The organism is Flavobacterium tistrianum (assembly GCF_003254545.1).
GTDB lineage: Bacteria > Bacteroidota > Bacteroidia > Flavobacteriales > Flavobacteriaceae > Flavobacterium > Flavobacterium tistrianum.
Genome location: NZ_QJRH01000063.1, coordinates 69,905 through 91,784 on the forward strand (window position 1 = coordinate 69,905; position 21,880 = coordinate 91,784).

Sequence of the window (21,880 nt, forward strand, 5' to 3'; positions counted from 1 at the left end):
ATTACAATAACGAATGTACTTCTACAAAGTAAAATACATTCAATTTTATTACATTTTAAACTCTTTATACCATTTAGCTAACACAAATAATTTCCAAATATTAAAAGTATAATCGGTCTTATTTTCTAAATGAAGTTTTAATTGTTTTTTAAATTTCGAAACATCCAAATTGGGAACTTTATTCAAGAAATCATCAGATAACTCTAAAGTTATCTCCTCTTTTAACTCTTTTCTGATCCATTGATTCAACGGTATTGCAAATCCTCTTTTGGGCTGATTAAAAACTTTCTCTGGAATGTATTCAGTTAAAATATCTTTCAGAATTTTTTTCTTTACTCCTTCTTCATATCTATAAGAAACTGGCAGTTTTCTAGCAAATTCAATTATTCTGTAATCTAAGAATGGGCTTCTCACCTCAACAGAATAGGCCATACTAGCTCTATCAACCTTAACATTACTATCATTTTCCAACCAAAGTTTAATGTTTAAATCAGCTATCCTTTGAAAACAATTTGTTGAATATGTTCTAAAGTTATCATATAATTCAGCCCAACTTTTATAATGCTTCTTTTGCAAACTATCAAAACCAGTAAATATACCCCATGAATAATCATCACTTGATTTTGTTTTTAGGAGAGAATTAACTGTTGATGGTTGAATTTTTGTCAAATTCTCATTGTAAAAGAAAGCAATAAATTTTCTAATAAAAAAAGGAATACGTGAAATTTTATTGAACTTTTTTAGTGCATCAAAATGATTGTACCCCAAAAAACTTTCATCACCACCATCTCCTGACAAAGCTACGGTTACGTGTTTTTTTGTTACCGAATTTAGAAGTAAAGATGGCAAAGCAGAACTATCTGCAAAAGGTTCATCGTATACTTCTATAAATTTGCTTAACATTGTCAATGCATCATCTGACTTACAAATTGTTTCAGTATGATTTGATCCTATAATGGAAGCAAATTCCGCCGCTACTTTGCTCTCATCAAATTTTGGATCTTCAAAGCCAATAGTAAATGTATTTATTCTATTCTCTGATAACTTTGATGCAATTGAGGATACTAAAGCAGAATCAACCCCACCAGAAAGAAATGTCCCAATTGTAACATCTGATTGAAGTCTGATTTTTACGGCATCAATTAAAAGCTCATGCAGTTCTTTTTTTGCTTCAGCATATGAAATTTCACTAACTTTTACAGGCTTCAAATTCCAATATTCTGATATCGTTTTTGTTTGAGCACTTAAATCAATTAACATTGTATTACCTGGAGGTAATTTGTAAACATCTTCTAAAATAGAAAAAGGACTAGGTACGTATCCGCAATCCAAATACATTGAAATTGATTCGTCTGATAATTTACTTTTAGGATTAATTAGTGGTCTTAATTGACTACAAATTTCGAACTTTCCTTCTCTCCAAAAATAAAAAAAAGGCTTTACACCGACTCTATCACGAGCACAAAATACTGTATTTGAAATAGTATCAAAAATAGCAAAAGCAAACATTCCATTTAATTTTGGAACTATGTCTACTCCCCATTCTCTATAGCCGAAAAGTAAGACTTCTGTATCGCTTTTTGTATTGAATTGATAACCTAAATCAATTAACTCCTTTTTTATCTCAAGAAAATTATAAATTTCACCATTAAAAACAACATGAAAATGTTCAAAGGTCATAGGCTGATTAGAACGTTCTTCTAAATCTAGAATTGACAATCTTAAATGGCCTAAAGATACATCACGAACTTTTTTATAACCCAAATTATCAGGTCCTCTAAACTCAATTGATTTTAATTTATCTAATACCTCTTCTTTTTCGTAAGGAATGTTTGTTATATATATACCACACATAAAATTAATTTCATTAATTAATAAAGAACTATTTCTAAAAAATTAAATGAATTTCAAAAAACAATCGATTACTTTAATTTTCACTAAATAGTAACCTTTAAATATTTTTACGTCGCATTTTTGAAATCTTATATACTGAGTATATTTATAATGTATTATTTTGAAAATCAAACTATAATTATTATTCAAAAAAATCTGCCAATATTTTAAAGTACCCAAAAACTTTTCATATACGTTATATGAAACTGTATTACTAACACTACCAGTATTAACCCTATAAATAGAAAACAAATCAGGATGATATTTTATTTTCCCATCCACTCCTGTTTTTATGACAACTAATGACTGATCCCCCGCATGTACGTCTTTAAACCAATCGGGGATAGGTTCATTTGAATTTCTAAAAACAAAAGATGAAGTCTGTGAAAATGGGTTTTTGATATAATCCTTTAAAACATATGTTTCTTTTTTATGTGGATTTACTAACTCAGGTCTTTGTGTAATTTCACCTGTGGATTGCATAAACATGTCAACTCTACCCATTGAAAAAGAATAGGAAGGATTAGCCTCTAAAAAGTCTATTTGTTTTTTCAACTTTGAAGAATCTACCCAATAGTCATCCCCTTCACAAATGGCAATATATTTTCCTTTACATTTTTCAAAAGCAAAAACGCTATTAAGTTGCATGCCAATATTTTCTTTATGCAAAAAATATTTTATTTTATAACCTTTTGGATGATTTCTTATTATTTCAGATACAATTTTATCAGTTGAATCAGGGGATGAATCATTAGATACAATCAAATCGTATTCAAAACTTGTTTCTTGCATCAAGACCCCTTCAATTGCTTCTCTAATATACTTTTCATGTCCATATGTAATCATACAAACAGAAACTAATATATTTTCAGTATCTTTCATATTTATCCAAAAATTTTTACTGCAGGATTCCCAAAAACTGTTGTTTCAGACTTAACTTTTTTAACAACCAAGCTTCCAGCTCCAACCGTTGCACCTTTCTCTATTTCCAATCTGTCAAGTATTGTGGAACGGACATATACTGTTACTTCTTCTCTAACCTTTGCATATCCTCCAAAAAAACAATGAGCTCCAATATGAGAATACTTCCCTATAACAACATCATGCCCAAATAAAGAATGAGAATGAATGGAAACGTAATCATCTATAACAGCATCATTATTTATCACAGAATATTCACATACAATACAACCTTTACCAATAGAAACATTTTCCCCTATCCTCACAGATTTTTCAATTATATTAATAAATTCACCTCCTTTTTCAAGAATAATTTCAATATAATGTTTTTTCCATTTTACTGATCCCAATGCACACACAAAAACATCGTCTTCTTGAATTTCATAATCTTCAACTGACCCAATTATCGGTGGATAATTCTCAAATTCATCTAAGACCTCTGATTTACTATCTAAAAAACCTTTAATACTAAATTCCTCATTGTATCCTATAGAACGTGTAGCCAAAGAAAAAACTTCTCTTCCAAATCCTCTAGCTCCGATAATAATTAATTTTTTCATTATTTAATTTTCTTTCTATATAAAGTTTTAAAAATAATTGGCAGTATGGTTCCTTTATCAAATACTTTTGCAAATATTCCTTTAAAAGGTGTAGACAAATTCAGTTATTACTTATCTAACCTTCTTCATCTAATTTAATTATTCTGTGCTCTCAATATTAAACGACAAATCAAATCAACTTCTTCCACCGTTAAATCATGATATAGAGGTAAACATAATACTCTTTTAGAAATTGACTCAGTAACTTCGATTATTATAGGTTCTAAATATGGCAATGTACTAGCCAACGAAGGATAAAAATAGCGACGCGTAAAAATTTCATTTCCATCTAAAACTTCTTTTATTCTTAGCAATAATTCTTCGCTTTCAATAACTAAAGGATAGTAAGCATAATTTAATGACGCGCCCTCAAGCCATAAAGGTTTATATGCTTTAAATGATTTTAGTTTTTCATCATATCGGTTTGTCAGTTTTTCTCTTTTATGATGTATCGATTGGATATATTTCAAATTAACCAGTCCCATAGCAGCATGGAATTCTGAATTTTTTCCGTTAATCCCCAATTCAGCAAAAGCTTCTGGTCCATTAAAACCAAAATTTCTAATATAGGCCAATTTTTTTAGCAAATCGGTATTTTTTGTTATAATTAATCCTCCTTCTACTGAATGATATAATTTGGTAGCATGCAAACTACAAATTGAAATATCACCGTATTCAAATATAGATCGCCCTTTAAATTTAACACCAAAAGCATGAGCACCATCATAAATGACTTTAAGATTATGTTTTTCCGCAATTTTTTCAATTGCAACAACATCACAAGGGTTTCCATAAACATGAGTTGCTAATATAGCAGATGTTTTATTTGTAATTGCAGCTTCAATTTTTGAAGCATCAATGTTTAAAGATTTTTTATCAATATCAACAAATACTGGTTGACAATTTTCCCATACAATACAACTTGTAGTAGCAATAAATGAAAACGGTGTTGTAATAATTTCTCCTTCAAGTTCAAGAGCCTTAATTGCCATTTGTAATGCAATTGTTCCATTGGTAACAAATAACAAATGATTTACACTAAGATGTTCTTTAAGACTCATCTCCAATTCACTCGCCAATGGCCCCATATTGGTGAGCCACTGTCGTTTCCAAATACCTTCAACTAATTGCTGATATTCTTCGTGCGGAGGTAAAAATGGTTTTGTAACTGGTATCATTGTTTTTTTATAATTTTAATCAATTCTTTTAATGAATTCATTTTAAATACATATGCTGCAAACAAATACAATATAGCATACGTAAATCCATTAATTGTTAGTCTTATTGCATCATATTTAAAATAATCCATAAAAATAAAATCCAATTTATAAATAATTACTCCTATTATTGTAGCCAAAACAATTATAGGCAATAAATCTAGTAATTGATTTATGGATTTATAATTAATAAAAACACCTGTATAGTGACTATTAATAAAGAATGCTAAAACTGATGTCAATATGCTTCCATATAAAAGTCCTTGAATTCCAAATCGAATTGTAATTACAATTACTACTACAATCATCAATTTTTTTATTACTTCTAGTTTCAAAAAGAGGTCGCTTCTTCCTTTAACCTTAAGTATATTAAGGTTATATGCATGAATTGGATACAATATTCCGTTCCAGCATAATATTTGAAAGTATGGTACAGCTGGTAGCCATTTTTCAGAAAAAAGTAAACGAAATAAAGGTTCTGCTAAAGCTGACATGCATAATAAGACAGGGGCAACAAAAAACAAAACCATTTGCATAATTCTTTTATAGATATCTTTAAGCCGCTCATCATTATCATGCACCTGCGCAAATAATGGAAAAGTAACTTTGTTTAAAACTACAGAGATATTACTAACTGGCAATTGTTTTAAAGTATCTGCTCGGTTATAAAAACCAACCTGAGCTGGAGCAAAAAATTTTCCAATTATAATTGAATAAGCATTAACAAAAATGGCATCTAAAACACCTGACAAAGTCAGCTTATACCCATAATGAAAATGGTAATTAAATTTTTCTCTATTAAAATTCAAAGTAGGTTTCCAATCTGATCTAATCCATAATTGAATTGATGCCAAAACTGATTGTGTCAAAGCACTAACAATTAAACTCCATATCCCATAACCCATATAAGCCATGGTTATTCCAACAATACTACTTAGAATCAAAGACGGAACAACGATTGTAAGTTCCTTCTTAAACTTCATTTCTTTGGACAATTTTGTATATTGTACGCTTGAAAAAGCATTTGTAATAAAAATGACGCAGTACCATTTTATTATTAGCTCAAGTGATGGTTGCTGATAAAATTTAGCAATCGAACCAGCAAATAAAAAAACGATAATATAAATTAAAAAACTGCCAATTAGATTAAAATAAAAAACTGTAGTATAATCTTCTTCTGTTGGATCATTTGTCCTAATAAGAGATTGTCCTAATCCTCCTTCCATTAAAACAGTACCAATACTCATCAATACTGTAATCATTCCTATTAGTCCAAATTCTTCAGGAGAAAGCAATCTTGCTAAAACAACTGACACAACAAAAGCAATGCCTTGTGTACTAAATTGTTGTATCGTTGACCATAAGACCCCCGCTAAAGCAGCTTTTTTTAAAGACATAGAATAAAATTACAGCTGACCGTCGATTTCACATTTTAAAAAACCTTTTACATCGTACAAAATACTATTTGGTTTTTGAATAGTTTTAAAATCAATTTCACGAAACTGCTTGTGTGAAACACCTAAAACTACAGCATCAAATTGAGCATCCGGTAATTTTGAAGTTGTGGACAATCCATATTCATGCTCAACTTCTAATGTATTTGCTAAAGGATCAAATATCGTTATCTTAATGCCATAGTCTTTTAATGAATTAACAACATCAACTATTTTCGTATTACGAACATCAGGACAATCTTCTTTAAACGTAATACCAAGCATTAATAGATTTGCACCATTAATTACAATTCCTTTTTTAATCATTAATTTTATAACTTGAGAGGCTACATACTCTCCCATACTATCATTTAATCTTCTTCCTGCTAGAATTATTTCGGGGTGATATCCAAACTCCTGTGCCCTTTGAGCTAAATAGTAAGGGTCTACACCAATACAATGTCCTCCTACTAAACCTGGTTTAAATGGCAAAAAATTCCATTTAGTGCCAGCCGCTTTTAAAACAGCACTAGTATCAATATTCATTAGATTAAATATCTTCGCCAATTCATTTACAAAAGCAATATTAATATCACGTTGGGCATTTTCAATTACCTTAGCCGCTTCGGCAACTTTTATTGAAGGTGCTAAATGAGTTCCTGCAGTAATAACGCTATTGTATAGATTATCTACTACAGTACCAATCTCCGGCGTAGAACCAGAGGTAACTTTCAAAATTTTATCAACTGTATGTTGTTTATCTCCAGGATTTATCCTTTCTGGAGAATATCCAGCAAAAAAATCTATATTAAATTTCAAATTAGATCTTTTTTCTAAAACAGGTATGCATTCTTCCTCTGTAACTCCTGGATATACGGTAGATTCATAGATTACAATATCTCCCTTTTTCAAAACACTGCCTACCATCTCACTAGCTTTATACAGCGGAGTCAAATCTGGTCTATTATTTTTATCAACTGGTGTAGGAACCGTAACAATAAAAACATCGCATTTTTTCAAAAATTCGATATCATCAGTACAATAAAGACCAATATCCTCAGAACTTTTTTCAACTAAAACTGCCTTCAATATCTCGTTTTCGACCTCAAGTGTACTGTCTTGTCCTTGGTTTAAAGACTCTATTCTCTCTCTGTTAATATCAAAACCAATTACAGAATATTTTGTAGCAAACAACCTCGCTAAAGGTAAGCCTACATAGCCTAAACCAATAATGCCAATTTTTCTCATTTTTTAATATTTTCTTAAATAAAAGAATGTATGCTTATGATTTTAAATTATCATAATACCAATTAACAGCTTCTTCAATTCCTCTTTTAATTGAATATTCCGGTTTATATCCTAGCAATCTTTCCGCCTTAGCAATACTAGCTAAAGAATGAGGTATATCTCCAGCTCTGTTTGGTCCATATAAAACCTCAACGGCGCGGATTTTTGGATCCAAATTTGAAAGATTTTCCTTTAACATCTCAACTAATTGACTTAAGGTTGTTCTGTCACCGAATGCAGTATTATAAACTGTATTTATAGCTTCAGGATTGTTTGTTAACATTGCTAATTCATTCATTTGAATAACATTATCAATATAAGTGAAATCACGGGAGAAATTCCCATCGCCATTAATCACGGGACTTTCATACTTCATAAATTGCATTACAAATTTTGGAATAACTGCTGCATAGGCTCCATTTGGGTCTTGTTTTCTACCAAAAACATTAAAGTAACGCAAACCGATAGTTTCTAAACCATATGTTCTGCTAAAAATGTCTGCATATAATTCATTAACATATTTTGTAATAGCGTATGGTGATAATGGTTTTCCTATTATCTCCTCTACTTTGGGCAATCCCACAGAATCCCCGTATGTCGAAGAACTTGCTGCATAAACAAAACGCTTTACTTTTTCATCTCTGCAAGCAACTAACATATTTAAAAATCCTGAAACATTTACTTCATTAGTTGTTATTGGATCATTTATAGATCTCGGTACAGAACCTAAAGCTGCTTGATGCAATACAAAATCAACATTTACAACGGCTTTACGACAATCTTCTATATTTCTAATATCACCTTCAATAAGTTTAAAATTAGTGTTGTCAAGACAATTTTTTAAATTATGCATATAACCTGTCGCAAAGTTATCGAGACAAACAACTTCATAACCTTTATTTAAGAAATGTTCTGTTAGATTTGATCCTATAAAGCCTGCTCCACCTGTAATCAAAATTTTCATGAAAAAGATTTTATTATTTTTTTTAATATTAAAAAAACTATTACAAAAAAGCCACCCAAAAAACCACCTATAATAATCCCCTTAATTTTACCAAAACGTTCTTTTGCCAAGGGCAAAATAGGCTGATCAATAATTTGGATCAATGGTGTTTCTTTACGCAAAGTAACTTTTGCTAATTCAGCTTGCTTAACTAATTCTGTTAAGATAGCTGTATTTGCCTGAACATCAACCTGTCTTCTTGCCGATGGGGCTCTACGAACATTCAGTGCTGGGTTTAAGTTAAAAGTATTATCATTTGCAACAGCGACACCTGTAATGGCACCATTAAGTTCTCCACGTATAGAATCAACTTGATGTTCCAAAATTGACATATTCATACGAGCTTTTTTACTCTTTGTTTCAACATAAAATTTGCCAACTTGTTTTGCTAATGCTTCACAAAAAATCTTCGAAAATAGTTCATTCGTAGAACGAACTTCCATTGTTATAATTGAAACTTTTTTGTCCTTTTGAGAAACAGATAGACTTGATTTAGATAAACCTCCATACATTACTCCTAGAATACTATCCTGAACTCTTGTAAACTTTTTACGATCAGAATTTGGCAAAAATTGGATCTTACGCAAAAAAGGTTTATCGCTCCAACCTTTACGCCACTTATTATTCTCAATGTACATTTCTGCAATAGAAATTTCCTTTCCATTTAATTTTACAGGAGACAAAAGTGTCTTTTCAACCATAGCTCTTGATTTAAATAACTCTGTTAGGTTAGAACCAGTAAATATTCCACCTCCACTTCCTCCTAAATCTAAACCAAAAGAACTAGCCAAACCTAATGCCCCTCCAAGACCTCCTCCAGTTTTCTCATCTTCTAAAGCGAATGATAATGTTGCAGTGTAAATTGGCTTTTTGAATATTGAATAAGATATTCCTAATGTTGCACCTATTATTCCTGCAAAAACAATAATTTTCCACTTAGAAAGTAAATAGATATACCATTCATGTCCTTTCTCAAATAAATCTTTTAACGAAATTTCATCGTTTTCAATAGTTTTTTTTTCCATTAAAAAATTATTTAAATGCTGTAACTATTAATAATGCCAAGCTAGCAAATGCTGTTCCTAGACCAGCCCATTCTCCTGCACTCATTTTTTTCCTTTCAGGCTTCTCTGGTACAACAATTTGTGAATCTGGTTCTACTTTTGGATATGATCTAAAAAACAGAAATGAAGTTGTTACGGCAGCTTTCCCATTAGGATAGATGATATAAGCTTTTCTTTTCCATCCCTTATTGTCGACCCCACCAACAGAATTTATGTAATATTTAAATCCTTTTCCATTTCTATATGGGATTTCAGAAGTTAACAACACGTTGCCAGTAACTTTTACTCCTTCGTTATATACTGCAACTTCAATTTCATCTCCTGGAAATAAAGTAACATTTGAATAGTGATTTTTGTCTTTTACAATTTTTTCCCAGTTAACTGGGATTGTAGTGTATTTTAATTCGTCTCTTAATTTTTTTGATAATTTAGATTTGAGGGTATCTTTAGATTTAAGATTTGATTCATCTAAAGCTCCTTCTTTTTTATCTAACGTTTCTTTCTTCTCCAAGTTAAGATTTACAGTTTCTAATTGCTCTAATTGTTCCTCTTTTATTGGTCTTTTTATCTTCATACCATCCAAATTTGCTATAGACGTTAATCCTCCAGCTCTCATGACCACATTATAAACCCTTTCTTTTTTATTGGCCAATACATATTTTCCCGGATAGGTTACAGCTCCACTTACTTTGACCATTTCCGGTTTTTCATATACGGCCATTCTACGAATATTAATAACATCAAAAGGTTTTAAAACAAAATTCTTAATTTGTTCATTATTTTCTGCTGTAATCTCCAATTCAACTAATTCTATACGTTTAGGATCTGCATCGTCAATAGCATCAGATTTTATCATTCTAGCAATTTCAACTCTTTTTGAAGCTGAACCTGTTAACCCACCTACTTGAACTACTAAATCATTTAAAGTAAGATTCTCAAAATATTCGTATTCACCTGGGTTCTTTACTTCACCGTCAATTGTAACTTTATACTCCTCTCTAAAATCTAAAATAGAATATACCGTAACTATATCTTCTCTTTTTAATTCAATATCTGCATTTAAATCTCCTGACAGAGCAGCTCCTAAATCTACATTAACAATTTCTGTTGTTAAATCTGTTTTTAAACGGATAATTCTTGCCCTTTTACTATAAGCATCTTCTTTTAATCCCTCTGCTCTTGTTACAAGATCTGAAATTCTCATTCCTTCTGTAAAAGAATAATAATCTGGCCTGAAAACAGCTCCTTCAATCTTGATACGATTTTCAAATCGATTAAGGATTTTAGTTATTCTAAAAACATCTCCTGATTGAGGTTGATAAGAATTATACTCACTTTCGTTTATATCATGAACTTTAAATTCTTTTCCCGTCTTTTGCAGCACATTTACCGAAGCTGTATAAGCAAATTCATTAAATCCAGAAGCAAAATTTAATAAATCAGAAAACTTCTCGCCTTTTTTCATTTCAAAAATACCGGGACGCTTAACTTCTCCGTCAACGGTTACTCTTTGGCTATAGGCAGGAATTCTAATAACATCATTCTCTTTTAAAGAAATATTATCAGATTGATCTCCTTTAACTAAGAATCTATAAATATCAATATTTTTGTAAACCTTATTGTTTCTGATCAATTCTATGTTTCTATAACTCCCATTTTTTCCAGGTCCGCCTGCTAAATGCAAAGCATTATAGACTGTTGCTAACGAAGAAATCGAATAATTACCTGGCTGCTTACCTCCAACAATTGTTACTTTAATAGTACGTATTTTCCCTAAACTAATGCTTACCTGAGATTGTCCAGAACGAACTGTGCTGTAAACTTTAGCGATAGCTGCTTTTATTTTTTGTGTAGCGGCCTCTATAGACATTCCTGAAACAGAGATTTGTCCTACATAATCTATACTTACTTTTCCTTCTACACTTACAGGTATATTAGCATTATACTCTTGAACACCATAAACACTTACTTGTAATTCATCACCAGGACCAAGAATGTAATTCATAGGTGTAGCCAAATTCAAATCTGGCTCAAAATTTAATGTAGGATTATCAAATAACTCGGAACCAAAAATTAATGCATTTACAGAATCTTTTACTTTATCATTTTTTATTTCCCCCTGTTTTCTCCCAAATTCTGAAGTTTTCTCGCCTGTTTTTAATTTACTATCCTTATTTTTATCTTTTGCATTTTTCTTTTCATACTCATTAAGTTTAACTCTAAGTTTATTAAACTCTGTTTGACTCATCCCTTTTGAAAGTGCCATCGATTCGACTTGATCAATTGTTGCATTATTACTTTTTAATTGAGCACTAAGCTTTGCTAAATCATCATCAGATAAGTAGTCAACTTTTACTGTAGTTAAATCTTTAGATTTCATTATATCTTGCGCAGTTGCATTAAAAGTAATTAATGCAAAAAATACAATAAGAACGTATATTATTTTTTTCATATTAGGAAAAATTATTAAAAAATATTTACAATAAATATTTTCTTTTATGAGTATTGTTTTTGATAATAATCTTTATACGAACCAGAAGTAACGCTTTGAAGCCATTCTTGATTATTCAAATACCAATTTATAGTTTTTTCCAGTCCTTCTTCAAAAGTGACCGAAGGTTTCCACCCTAATTCTCTATTAATTTTTGAGGCATCTATTGCGTAACGTAAATCGTGACCAGGTCTATCTTTTACATAAGTAATTAGTTTTTCAGAAGTACCTTTTTCTCTTTCTAATTTACCATCCATTATTGCACACAATAATTTAACTAAATCAATATTTCTCCACTCATTAAAACCACCTATGTTATAAGTTTCGTGGTTTTTTCCTTCATGAAAAACCAAATCAATCGCAATGGCATGATCTTCAACAAATAGCCAATCTCTCGTATAATTGCCATCACCATATACAGGCAATGGCTTATTATTTATAATATTATTTATAAAAAGAGGAATAAGTTTTTCAGGAAAATGGTAGGAACCATAATTATTTGAACAATTGGTAAGAACATAAGGTAACCCGTAAGTTTCACCATAGGCTCTTACAAAATGATCAGAACTTGCTTTTGATGCCGAATAAGGAGAGTTTGGATCATAAGGAGTATTTTCAGTAAATAATCCTTCAGCACCTAAAGAACCATAAACTTCATCCGTGCTTATATGATAAAATCTCTTTCCTTCAAAGTTATTTTTCCAATTATTCTTAGCGGCATTCAATAAATTCATTGTTCCAATAACGTTGGTTTTAACAAATGCAAGCGGATCCTCAATGGAACGATCCACATGTGATTCTGCGGCTAAATGCAGAACTCCATCAAATTTATGAAGATCAAAAAGCTCATTAACAAAACTCTCATCAACAATATCTCCTTTAACGAAAGTGTAATTTTTTTTATTTTCAATATCTTTTATATTTTCAAGATTTCCAGCATATGTCAATGCATCTAAATTGAAAATTTGATATTCTGGATATTTGTTCACAAAACGTCTTACTACATGAGAACCAATAAAACCAGCACCGCCAGTTATTAGAATTTTTTTCATTTTTATTCTTTAATTTAAGAGTTTTGAATTCTGCTTTTCTAATTCGCTGTAAAGATCTTTCACATCTTGCGAATTTTCTTTTTGCAAAATTAGATTAGCAGTTTCAGTATAAACAAAAATAGTGTTTTTCAAACCGAGAAAAGTTGTATGCTTATCACATCCGATAACCATGTTACCATTAGAATCTGTTGAATGTCCTTTTGAGTATAAATAATCATAAACCGATTCAAATGAGCCTAAATCCGACCATGAAAAAGAAGCAGGAACAACTTTAATTTTTTTACTACGTTCCATTACTGCGTAATCAATACTAATAGAAGGAATTTCCATAGATAAATTTAAATCTAGAAGCCCTTCTTTACTTGCTTCCCAAACTATTCTAGATTTTTCGTAAACTTCAGGCTGGAATTTCTTCAGTTCCTCTAAAAGTACACTTGCTTTAAAACAAAACATTCCACTATTCCACAAGAAATTACCTTTTGCGATAAATTCTTTTGCAGTTGTTTTGTTTGGTTTTTCACGAAAGGAAATTACATTATCTGCTTTTGCCTCTATATAGCCATAACCTGTTTCTGGCTTTGTTGGGATAATTCCAAAAGTAACTATAAAACCGTCTTTTGCTTTGGAAATTGCTTCGTGAATTGCTTTATTGTAATCTTCTATTTTATCTATTATGTGATCAGAAGGAGTTACAATTAATATATCTTCCGGGTTTGAAGCAAAAGCCGCAAAAGCAATCGCGGCTGCAGTATTTCTAGGAGTCGCTTCCACAATATTGGTATAGGTAGTATTGGTTTTGTTCATAACAACACCACTCAAATGATGATTATCAACATTTCCTACTACCATCACTTTATCAGCTAAATGACGATTGCGTTCTACCGTCATTTCGAATAATGACTTCCCTTCAAATATCTCTAAATACTGTTTTGGTCTGCTTTTACGAGAAAGAGGCCATAACCTACTGCCTACTCCCCCCGTTAGAACCACATGTATTATTGAATTTTTTGTTTCCATTTTCTCTAAAAATAAAAAAAGACTTTTAGTTCTATAGTCTATTATCGGCTATAGCACCTAAAACTCCTTTTACATCATATAATAAACTATTTGACTTTTGCAATTCAACAAAATCTAATTCTAAAAACTCAGCGTGTGAAACTCCCAGAACTATGGCATCAAATTTATTGTTTGGAAGAGAGTTTAATGTTACTAAATTATATTCTTTTATTACATCATGTACATCTGCTAGAGGATCAAATATGGTGACTAAAATCCCATACTCATTTAACGCTTTTACAACATCTACAATTTTAGTATTTCTTACGTCTGGGCAATTTTCTTTAAAGGTAATTCCAAGCATCAATAATTCAGCTCCATTAACCGAAATACCTTTTTTAATCATTAGCTTCACTATTTGTGAAGCTACATATTCTCCCATACTATCATTCAAACGTCTTCCTGCTAAAATTATTTCAGGGTGGTATCCAAACTCTTGAGCCCTTTGCGCCAAATAATAAGGGTCCACGCCTATACAGTGTCCTCCAACAAGACCTGGCTTAAAAGGCAAAAAATTCCATTTTGTCGCTGCCGCCGTTAGCACTTCTTGTGTATCAATATTCATTAGATTGAAAATCTTCGCCAATTCATTGACAAAAGCAATATTAATATCCCTCTGAGAGTTCTCAATTACTTTTGCCGCTTCTGCAACTTTTATAGTAGGCGCTAAATGCGTTCCTGCAGTAATTACCGATTTATACAATGCATCAACTTTTAAACCGGTTTCTGTAGTTGAACCAGAAGTAACTTTTAGGATTTTTTCAACTGTATGTTCTTTGTCTCCTGGATTAATTCTTTCTGGGGAATATCCTGCAAAAAAATCTTCATTAAATTTCAATCCCGAAACCTGTTCTAAAACTGGCACACATTGTTCCTCTGTTACTCCAGGATAAACAGTAGATTCATAAATAACAACATCACCTTTTTTTAAAACTTTACCGACAGTTTCGCTCGATTTGTAAAGGGGTGTTAAATCTGGTCTATTATTCCTGTCGACTGGAGTAGGAACTGTAACTATATAATAATTGCAATTCTGAATATCTTCTAATGAAGTTGTACAATATAAACCAATTTCCTTACTGGGTTCTGCAATTAAGACTTTTTGTAAAACATCATCTTCAACTTCTAAAGTTGTATCGGTTCCCGATTTTAAAGAATTAATTCTAGATTCATTTATATCAAAACCAACTACAGAATATTTTGTTGCAAATAATCGAGCTAATGGCAATCCAACATAGCCTAAACCAATAACTGCAATTTTAACATTTTTTTCTAATTCCATTTTTTTAATTTATTTAGGCTTTTAAAAACTCACGGCTTCGCCGTTCCAAGTCACAAAATCTGACTCAGATGCCTAAATTAATCATTTTCGCGCAAATATAATATATTAAGTCTAGTTATTCAATACGGTTTCACGTAATACTCAAAAACAAATTGTTAATTTAAAAACGCTTAACTACAACATATTATTAATCAGGCTGTAAATAATTACTTTATAAAAAAAACAGAAGAAAAAAATCTAAAAAAAGACTTCTCTTCTGTTTAATTTTTACTTGATAACGTTGTTATTTGTATTTTATTTTTAAAACACAGCCCAAACTTTCTAAAACTAATATATAGTAATTATTAGAAACTTCCCTAACAATTGCATTTTGATTAACAAATGCACCTGATTCTAATTTAATTTTATCTCCTACTTGAAGAGTTGAAACAGTTATATCACTAATATTTGACGCTTTAAGACTAGCTTTTATAATTTCAATTTCTTGGTCTTTTACAATTGCTGGTTTTCCAAGCCAAAATAAGTACCTTATAACTCCTGCGACTTGAAAAACTAAATTTCTTTCTGAATCCTCCAATTTTACAAAAACATAGGAACTAAAAAGCGGAACCTCAATTTTTTTCTTTCTGTCAGACCATTGCTTAACTTGAATAATAAGAGGACAATAACACTCAATTCCTAATTGATTGAGTTTATCTGCAACTTTTTTTTCCCATTTAGGCTTTGTATAAACTACGTACCAATTCATTCTTCTTATTTATCACGAAGCAAAACCTACTACACTTCACATTAAAAACATCATTTTACTTCACTAAAAACTTTATGCCCCTATACCATTGTAAATAAAACCTATAGATTCTAATTCTTTAGCATTCAAAATATTTCTTCCATCAAAAATAAAAGCTGGCTTATGCATAGAATCGTAAATTTTTTGCCAGTCATACGTTGTAAATTCGTCCCACTCTGTTAAAACAGCAATTGCATGTGCATCTTTACACGCTTCGTAAGCATTCTCAAAAACATTTAACGCTTTTGCGTTTTCTTTATTTAATCTTGTTTCTAAATAATCTAGATCACTTAACATCTTATTTTCAGAAACTTTCGGATCGTAAACTGAAATTTTAGCTTGTTCATTTATTAAATCATCAGCCACATAAATTGCAGCAGATTCTCTAGTATCGTTTGTATCTTTTTTGAAAGCCCAACCTAAAAAAGTAATTTTTTTATCAGCAACAGTATTATATAATGTCTGAACAATTTTATTTGAAAATCTTCTTTTTTGATGATCATTCATAATAATGACTTGTTCCCAGTAATCCGCAACTTCATTCAATCCGTATGACTTTGCTATGTAAACCAAGTTTAGAATATCTTTTTGAAAACAAGAGCCTCCAAATCCTACTGAAGCTTTTAAGAATTTAGGTCCAATTCTACTGTCCATTCCAATTGCTTTTGCAACTTCGTTCACATCAGCGCCCGTTTTTTCGCATAATTCCGACATTGCATTAATAGAAGAAATACGCTGTGCTAAAAATGCATTTGCAGTAAGTTTAGACAATTCTGATGACCAAACATTTGTTGTTAGAATTTGATCTTTATCAACCCAATTAGAATAAACTTCTACTAGCGAATTAATAGCCTCTTCTCCTTCTGGTGTTGTATCTCCACCAATTAAAATTCGATCTGGATTTAACAAATCTGCAACTGCAGTTCCTTCCGCCAAAAATTCTGGGTTAGATAAAATTTGAAATTGAACGCCATTTCCTGTATTATCTAATATACTTTTAATTGCTTCAGCCGTTCTAACTGGCAAAGTAGATTTCTCGACTACAATTTTATTTTGTTTTGCTACTCTTGCTATTTGCCTTGCGCATAACTCAATATATTTTAAGTCAGCAGCCATTCCTTTTCCTTTCCCGTAAGTTTTGGTTGGAGTATTAACTGAAATAAATATCATTTGTGCTTCATCTATTGCTTGATCAACATCTGTAGAAAAAAACAGATTTCTGCCTCTCGCTTCTGCTACAATTTCAGAAAGACCTGGCTCATAAATAGGAATATTTTCAGGATTCGGATCATTCCAATCCGCAATTCTTTGTTCATTTAAATCAACAACTGTAACTTGAATGTGTGGGCATTTCTGAGCAATAACTGCCATAGTTGGACCACCAACATATCCTGCACCAATGCAGCAAATTTTTGTAATTTTCATTTGATCTATTTTATCTTGATCTATTTATTTTAAATTATTCCAGTACCACCACACAGCTTCTTTCAATCCTTCTTGCAAAGAATATTTTGGTTTATAACCAAGCATTGTTTTTGCCTTTTCGATACTTGCTAATGAATGGGGAATATCCCCTACTCTGGTTTCTCCATAAATAATTGGTACATCTTTTATTTTTGGATCAAACTCTGATAAATATTCTTTTAAATATTTAGCTAAATCATTTAATGTATTTCTATCTCCAAATGCAGTATTGTAAATAGAATTAATCGCTTTCGGATTTTGAGAAGTCATTGCCAGCTCATTCATCTGAATAACATTATCAATATAAGTGAAATCACGCGAATAATTTCCATCTCCATTGATTACTGGACTTTCATGATTCATAAACTGCTTTACAAATTTTGGTATTACAGCCGCATAAGCTCCATCTGGATCTTGCTTTCTTCCAAAAACATTAAAATAGCGAAGACCAATTGTTTCTAAGCCATAAGTTTTACTGAAAATTTCTGCATATAGCTCATTTACATATTTAGTAATTGCATAAGGAGATAATGGTTTTCCTATAACATCTTCTACTTTTGGCAATCCTTGAGAATCTCCATAAGTTGACGAGCTCGCTGCATATACAAATCGTTTTACTTTTGCATCGCGCGCTGCCGTAAGCATATTTAAAAAACCCGAAACATTTACATCATTGGTAGTAATTGGATCTTTTATTGATCTTGGAACAGAACCTAAAGCAGCTTGATGCAAAACATAATCTGCTCCTTCAACTGCTAAATTACAATCAGCTAAATTTCGGATATCACCTTCGATTAATTTAAAATCTGGATTATCTAAAAAATCTTTCAAATTATGACGATGTCCTGTTGAAAAATTATCCAAGCAAACGACCTTATAACCTAAGTGTAAAAAATACTCGGTCAGATTCGAACCTATAAATCCAGCTCCTCCGGTGATTAAAATTGTATTTTTTGTTTTATTTTCCATTTATCCAAATTTAACTTTTTCTAATTCGACTCATAAATGTTTTCCAAAACCCAACTTTTACTGCTTCTTCATGATAACCATTTGAATATGCCCCGTAACCGTAGCCGTAGCCATAACCAGAACCATATTTTGCTTTATTTTCATAACCATTTAATACAATACTAACATTACTTAATTCTCCACGTTTAAGTCTGGTATTTAATACTGTTATCATATCTTTTTTAGTATAATTCTGTCTTACGATATACAATGTCACATCTGCAAACTGAACCAATTCTAATGAATCTGCAACCAAACCAACTGGAGGAGTATCTAAAATGATATAATCATATTTCTGTTTTAACTCATCAATCAATTCTTTCATTGCATCACTTAAAATTAACTCAGAAGGATTTGGAGGAATTGGTCCAGATAAAATTACATCTAAATTTGGTATTGGTGTAGAATTAGTAATTTCTTTCAAATTATTTTGTTTTATCAAATAATTGACAACTCCTAAAGATGATTTTATTTGAAATTCATCAGCTAATCTTGGTTTTCTTAAATCTAGACCAACAATTACAGTTTTCTTTTCGCTTAAAGCAAAAACGGTAGCAATATTAATAGAGCAAAATGTTTTTCCTTCTCCACTAATCGAAGAAGTAATCATTAATGTTTTTGACCCGCTCACTTGCTGCTTTTTATACAAAAACTGAAGTGAAGACCGTATGCCTCTAAAAGCTTCTGAAAGAGCCGATTTCGGCTTGTCAAAAACTGCTAAACTACCCGAATCCTTATTTAGTCCGATAACACCAAGCAATGGAATTTGAGTTAATTTACTAATATCTTCACTATTCTGAATTGAATTATTAATAAAAAAGATTACTAGAACAAACAGCAATGGAATTAAAATACCTAAGAATAGTGCCATTACATAATTCACAGAAGTCTTAGGACCAATTAACCCTCCGCCAATATCTTTTGCAGGATCTATAAAATGAATATCTGACAAATTGGAAGCTCTTACAATTTCTGCTTCATTTCTTTTTTGAAGAAATTCCGTGTAAATATTATCATTTAAATCATATTTTCTCTTGATTTTTAATAATTCTTGCTGCTCTGCAGGGAGTCTTCTCACTGTACTTTCTGCTTGGCCAATTTTTGCATTAACTAATGATAAATCATACAATAGAGAAGCTTTTGCAGTAACAATATTCTCTTGAAGAACGTTTTTCACTGCCGCCATTTGATTATCAAAATCCTTAAATATTTTTTCACTTTTTACTGCATAAGCCATTTCAGATCTTTGAGTAGAAAGTGCAATAAGTTTAGAAACATTAGCAACAATATTGGGGTCTTCTATTCCAGCAACAGAAGGAGCTGGTAATCTAGAATAGTCGACACTATTGTTCAAATATGTTTTTAACGAATTATAGTAGGCTATTTTTCTTGCTATTTGGTCTTTTTCAACATCGAAATCCATTATTTTTTCTGAAACTTTAGAACCACCGCCTTCTATTTCGTAAACATTTTTATCTTTTTGAAAAGTTTTTAATTCGTTACCTGTTTGCTTAAGCTGAGATTCCATTGCCACAAGAGTGCTATCAATAAATCTAATGGTATTTGTAGCAAATTGATTTTTCCCATCAAGCTGGATTTTAATAAGCATTTTTACAGTAGAATTCAAATAATCAACCATTCTTGCTTTGTTTGTTCCCTGCATTGACAAAGTTAATATCGATCCGCCGCTTTTACCTGCGTCCACATTCACCCCTTTATATTGAGATACGGTTCCATCAAAATCATTAAATCTTACGAAGTACTCTTTCCCCTTATAAAAACCCGGATTATCATTTATTTGAAGCTTCCAATTCAGAAACGGAAGATTAACAGCTTCTCCAACTTTATATTTCTTTATAAAAGTTATAGGCTGTACAGAAGTATTGCCATAAGAATTATTACTGTAAGTAATCAGTGAAACTGAGCTACTTTCAAATGGAATCTGAATCTGATATTCATTTTCACTTAAGAACTTAATACCAATTAGGGCATTTGCAAGCTGTCCCTTAGTTTTATCAATATCAACATAAAATGGTACAGCTCCGTATGAATCAATTAAATTATATTTTCCTTGCTCTAAATAATCAATATAAAATTGCAACTTATCAATCACCAACTCATTATGAGATCTTGATTGGAGAATTGTGGAAATACCATTTACCTGATCAGAAATTCCTCCCCAATTAAAAACCAGACTTGTATTTGAAGTAAAAAAAGGATTATTTTCTTCTTTAATAGAAACCAGAGTCTGCATTTCATAAATTTTTTCTTTACGAATGTTTATCTGATAAGCAATAGTGAATGTAATAATCAAACACACAAGAAACCATTTCCAGTAACTCGTAATTTTCAATAGAAACCCCTTAAAATCAAAGTGCGAATGATTTTCAAAAATGGCAAGGTCTTTAATATCTAACATTTTAAAAAATTATTTTTACTTTATAATTAGGTAAACAGTTGTAGCTAAGGACAATAATGTAATTATCGTTCCAATTGACTGTATTCCCGTCTGACCTGTTCCCCAGGTTTTTTGTCTCAATGGCTTAACATAGATATAGTCATTTGGCTGTAAATAATAATAAGGTGATTTCATCACATTTACATCTGTAAGATCAATATCATGCATTTGCACACCTGTTGGGGTCTGACGAATTACGGTTACTTCTTTTCTATTACCAACTGTTGTGATATCTCCCGCATTTGCAACAGCTTCCAAAATAGTTACATTATCTTTAAACAATGTTTTTGTCCCTGTACTTCCAACTTCTCCATTAATGGTATATCTAAAACCTGCTAATTTAACGGTAACAAAAATATTGGCTTCGCTTTTAAAATATTCTTCAAGCAATTTCTTTTCAATTTTCACACGAACTTCTTCAAGTGTATAACCAATTACATTTATCTCTCCAAGAATTGGCATCCTAATATTCCCATGATCATCAACTGTAAAACCATCAAAGTATAAAGCCGATTCACTTTTTCCTGCTTGCCCCCCTTGATCTTCTGTTGTATTAAAAATAGAAACCAGTTTTGGATCTATTGCCTTTATATTGACTTTTAAGATATCATTAACTTGCAATCTATACGGTTTTGCTTCTACCGCTGCAATCGCTGCTTGCTCTCCAGAATCATTTTTATCTTGAAGATAAACCAAATCTTTAATCGGAATACATGATGTAAATAATACTGAAATTAATAAGAATAGAAAAAAACTTTTTTTTGTCATTCGTTCAATTTTATGGCAAGTATAGCTTTTCCATTTAATATTCAGGAAAACCTAACTT

Annotated in this window: 17 protein-coding genes; all 17 read right to left on the minus strand. The window is 31.1% G+C overall.

Annotated elements, in window-relative coordinates:
- Positions 1 to 48 precede the first annotated feature (48 nt).
- The gene (gene asnB / locus DMB71_RS05595) at positions 49 to 1,854 is read right to left on the minus strand and encodes an asparagine synthase (glutamine-hydrolyzing) (protein ID WP_111364402.1); all 1,806 of its coding nucleotides are present in this window, start codon (positions 1,852 to 1,854) and stop codon (positions 49 to 51) included.
- Positions 1,855 to 1,896: 42 nt separating this feature from the next.
- The gene (locus DMB71_RS05600; RefSeq protein WP_111364404.1) at positions 1,897 to 2,775 is read right to left on the minus strand and encodes a glycosyltransferase family 2 protein; all 879 of its coding nucleotides are present in this window, start codon (positions 2,773 to 2,775) and stop codon (positions 1,897 to 1,899) included.
- Positions 2,776 to 2,777: 2 nt separating this feature from the next.
- Entirely contained in the window at positions 2,778 to 3,413 is a 636-nt protein-coding gene (locus DMB71_RS05605; RefSeq protein WP_111364406.1) for a NeuD/PglB/VioB family sugar acetyltransferase, read from the minus strand.
- A 134-nt stretch (positions 3,414 to 3,547) separates the two neighbouring features.
- Entirely contained in the window at positions 3,548 to 4,630 is a 1,083-nt protein-coding gene (locus tag DMB71_RS05610; RefSeq protein ID WP_111364408.1) for a DegT/DnrJ/EryC1/StrS family aminotransferase, read from the minus strand.
- Entirely contained in the window at positions 4,627 to 6,066 is a 1,440-nt protein-coding gene (locus DMB71_RS05615; RefSeq protein ID WP_111364410.1) for a lipopolysaccharide biosynthesis protein, read from the minus strand. Before DMB71_RS05615 ends, DMB71_RS05610 begins: the two co-directional genes overlap by 4 nt.
- Before the next feature lie 9 nt (positions 6,067 to 6,075).
- Positions 6,076 to 7,350, minus strand: a complete 1,275-nt coding sequence (locus tag DMB71_RS05620) for a nucleotide sugar dehydrogenase (protein ID WP_111364412.1) — start codon at positions 7,348 to 7,350, stop codon at positions 6,076 to 6,078.
- A gap of 34 nt (positions 7,351 to 7,384) precedes the next feature.
- Positions 7,385 to 8,353, minus strand: coding sequence for an SDR family oxidoreductase (locus tag DMB71_RS05625; RefSeq protein WP_111364414.1), 969 nt, complete (start codon positions 8,351 to 8,353; stop codon positions 7,385 to 7,387).
- Entirely contained in the window at positions 8,350 to 9,417 is a 1,068-nt protein-coding gene (locus DMB71_RS05630) for a GumC domain-containing protein (protein ID WP_111364416.1), read from the minus strand. Before DMB71_RS05630 ends, DMB71_RS05625 begins: the two co-directional genes overlap by 4 nt.
- Before the next feature lie 7 nt (positions 9,418 to 9,424).
- Positions 9,425 to 11,908, minus strand: coding sequence for an SLBB domain-containing protein (locus DMB71_RS05635; RefSeq protein WP_111364418.1), 2,484 nt, complete (start codon positions 11,906 to 11,908; stop codon positions 9,425 to 9,427).
- A gap of 44 nt (positions 11,909 to 11,952) precedes the next feature.
- On the minus strand, positions 11,953 to 12,999 hold the full coding sequence (gene rfbB / locus DMB71_RS05640) for a dTDP-glucose 4,6-dehydratase (protein WP_111364420.1): 1,047 nt from the start codon (positions 12,997 to 12,999) through the stop codon (positions 11,953 to 11,955).
- Positions 13,000 to 13,008: 9 nt separating this feature from the next.
- Positions 13,009 to 14,016, minus strand: a complete 1,008-nt coding sequence (locus DMB71_RS05645) for a mannose-1-phosphate guanylyltransferase (protein ID WP_111364422.1) — start codon at positions 14,014 to 14,016, stop codon at positions 13,009 to 13,011.
- Positions 14,017 to 14,047: 31 nt separating this feature from the next.
- Entirely contained in the window at positions 14,048 to 15,337 is a 1,290-nt protein-coding gene (locus tag DMB71_RS05650; RefSeq protein ID WP_111364424.1) for a nucleotide sugar dehydrogenase, read from the minus strand.
- Positions 15,338 to 15,620: 283 nt separating this feature from the next.
- A complete protein-coding gene (locus tag DMB71_RS05655; protein WP_111364426.1) occupies positions 15,621 to 16,085 on the minus strand; it encodes a UpxY family transcription antiterminator in 465 nt (154 codons plus the stop codon).
- Positions 16,086 to 16,157: 72 nt separating this feature from the next.
- Positions 16,158 to 17,549, minus strand: coding sequence for a UDP-glucose 6-dehydrogenase (locus DMB71_RS05660; RefSeq protein ID WP_111364428.1), 1,392 nt, complete (start codon positions 17,547 to 17,549; stop codon positions 16,158 to 16,160).
- 24 nt (positions 17,550 to 17,573) lie between these two features.
- Positions 17,574 to 18,557, minus strand: coding sequence for an SDR family oxidoreductase (locus tag DMB71_RS05665; protein ID WP_111364430.1), 984 nt, complete (start codon positions 18,555 to 18,557; stop codon positions 17,574 to 17,576).
- A gap of 10 nt (positions 18,558 to 18,567) precedes the next feature.
- Positions 18,568 to 21,015, minus strand: coding sequence for a polysaccharide biosynthesis tyrosine autokinase (locus DMB71_RS05670; RefSeq protein WP_111364432.1), 2,448 nt, complete (start codon positions 21,013 to 21,015; stop codon positions 18,568 to 18,570).
- Between the two features lie 15 nt (positions 21,016 to 21,030).
- A complete protein-coding gene (locus DMB71_RS05675; protein WP_111364433.1) occupies positions 21,031 to 21,822 on the minus strand; it encodes a polysaccharide biosynthesis/export family protein in 792 nt (263 codons plus the stop codon).
- Positions 21,823 to 21,880 lie beyond the last annotated feature (58 nt).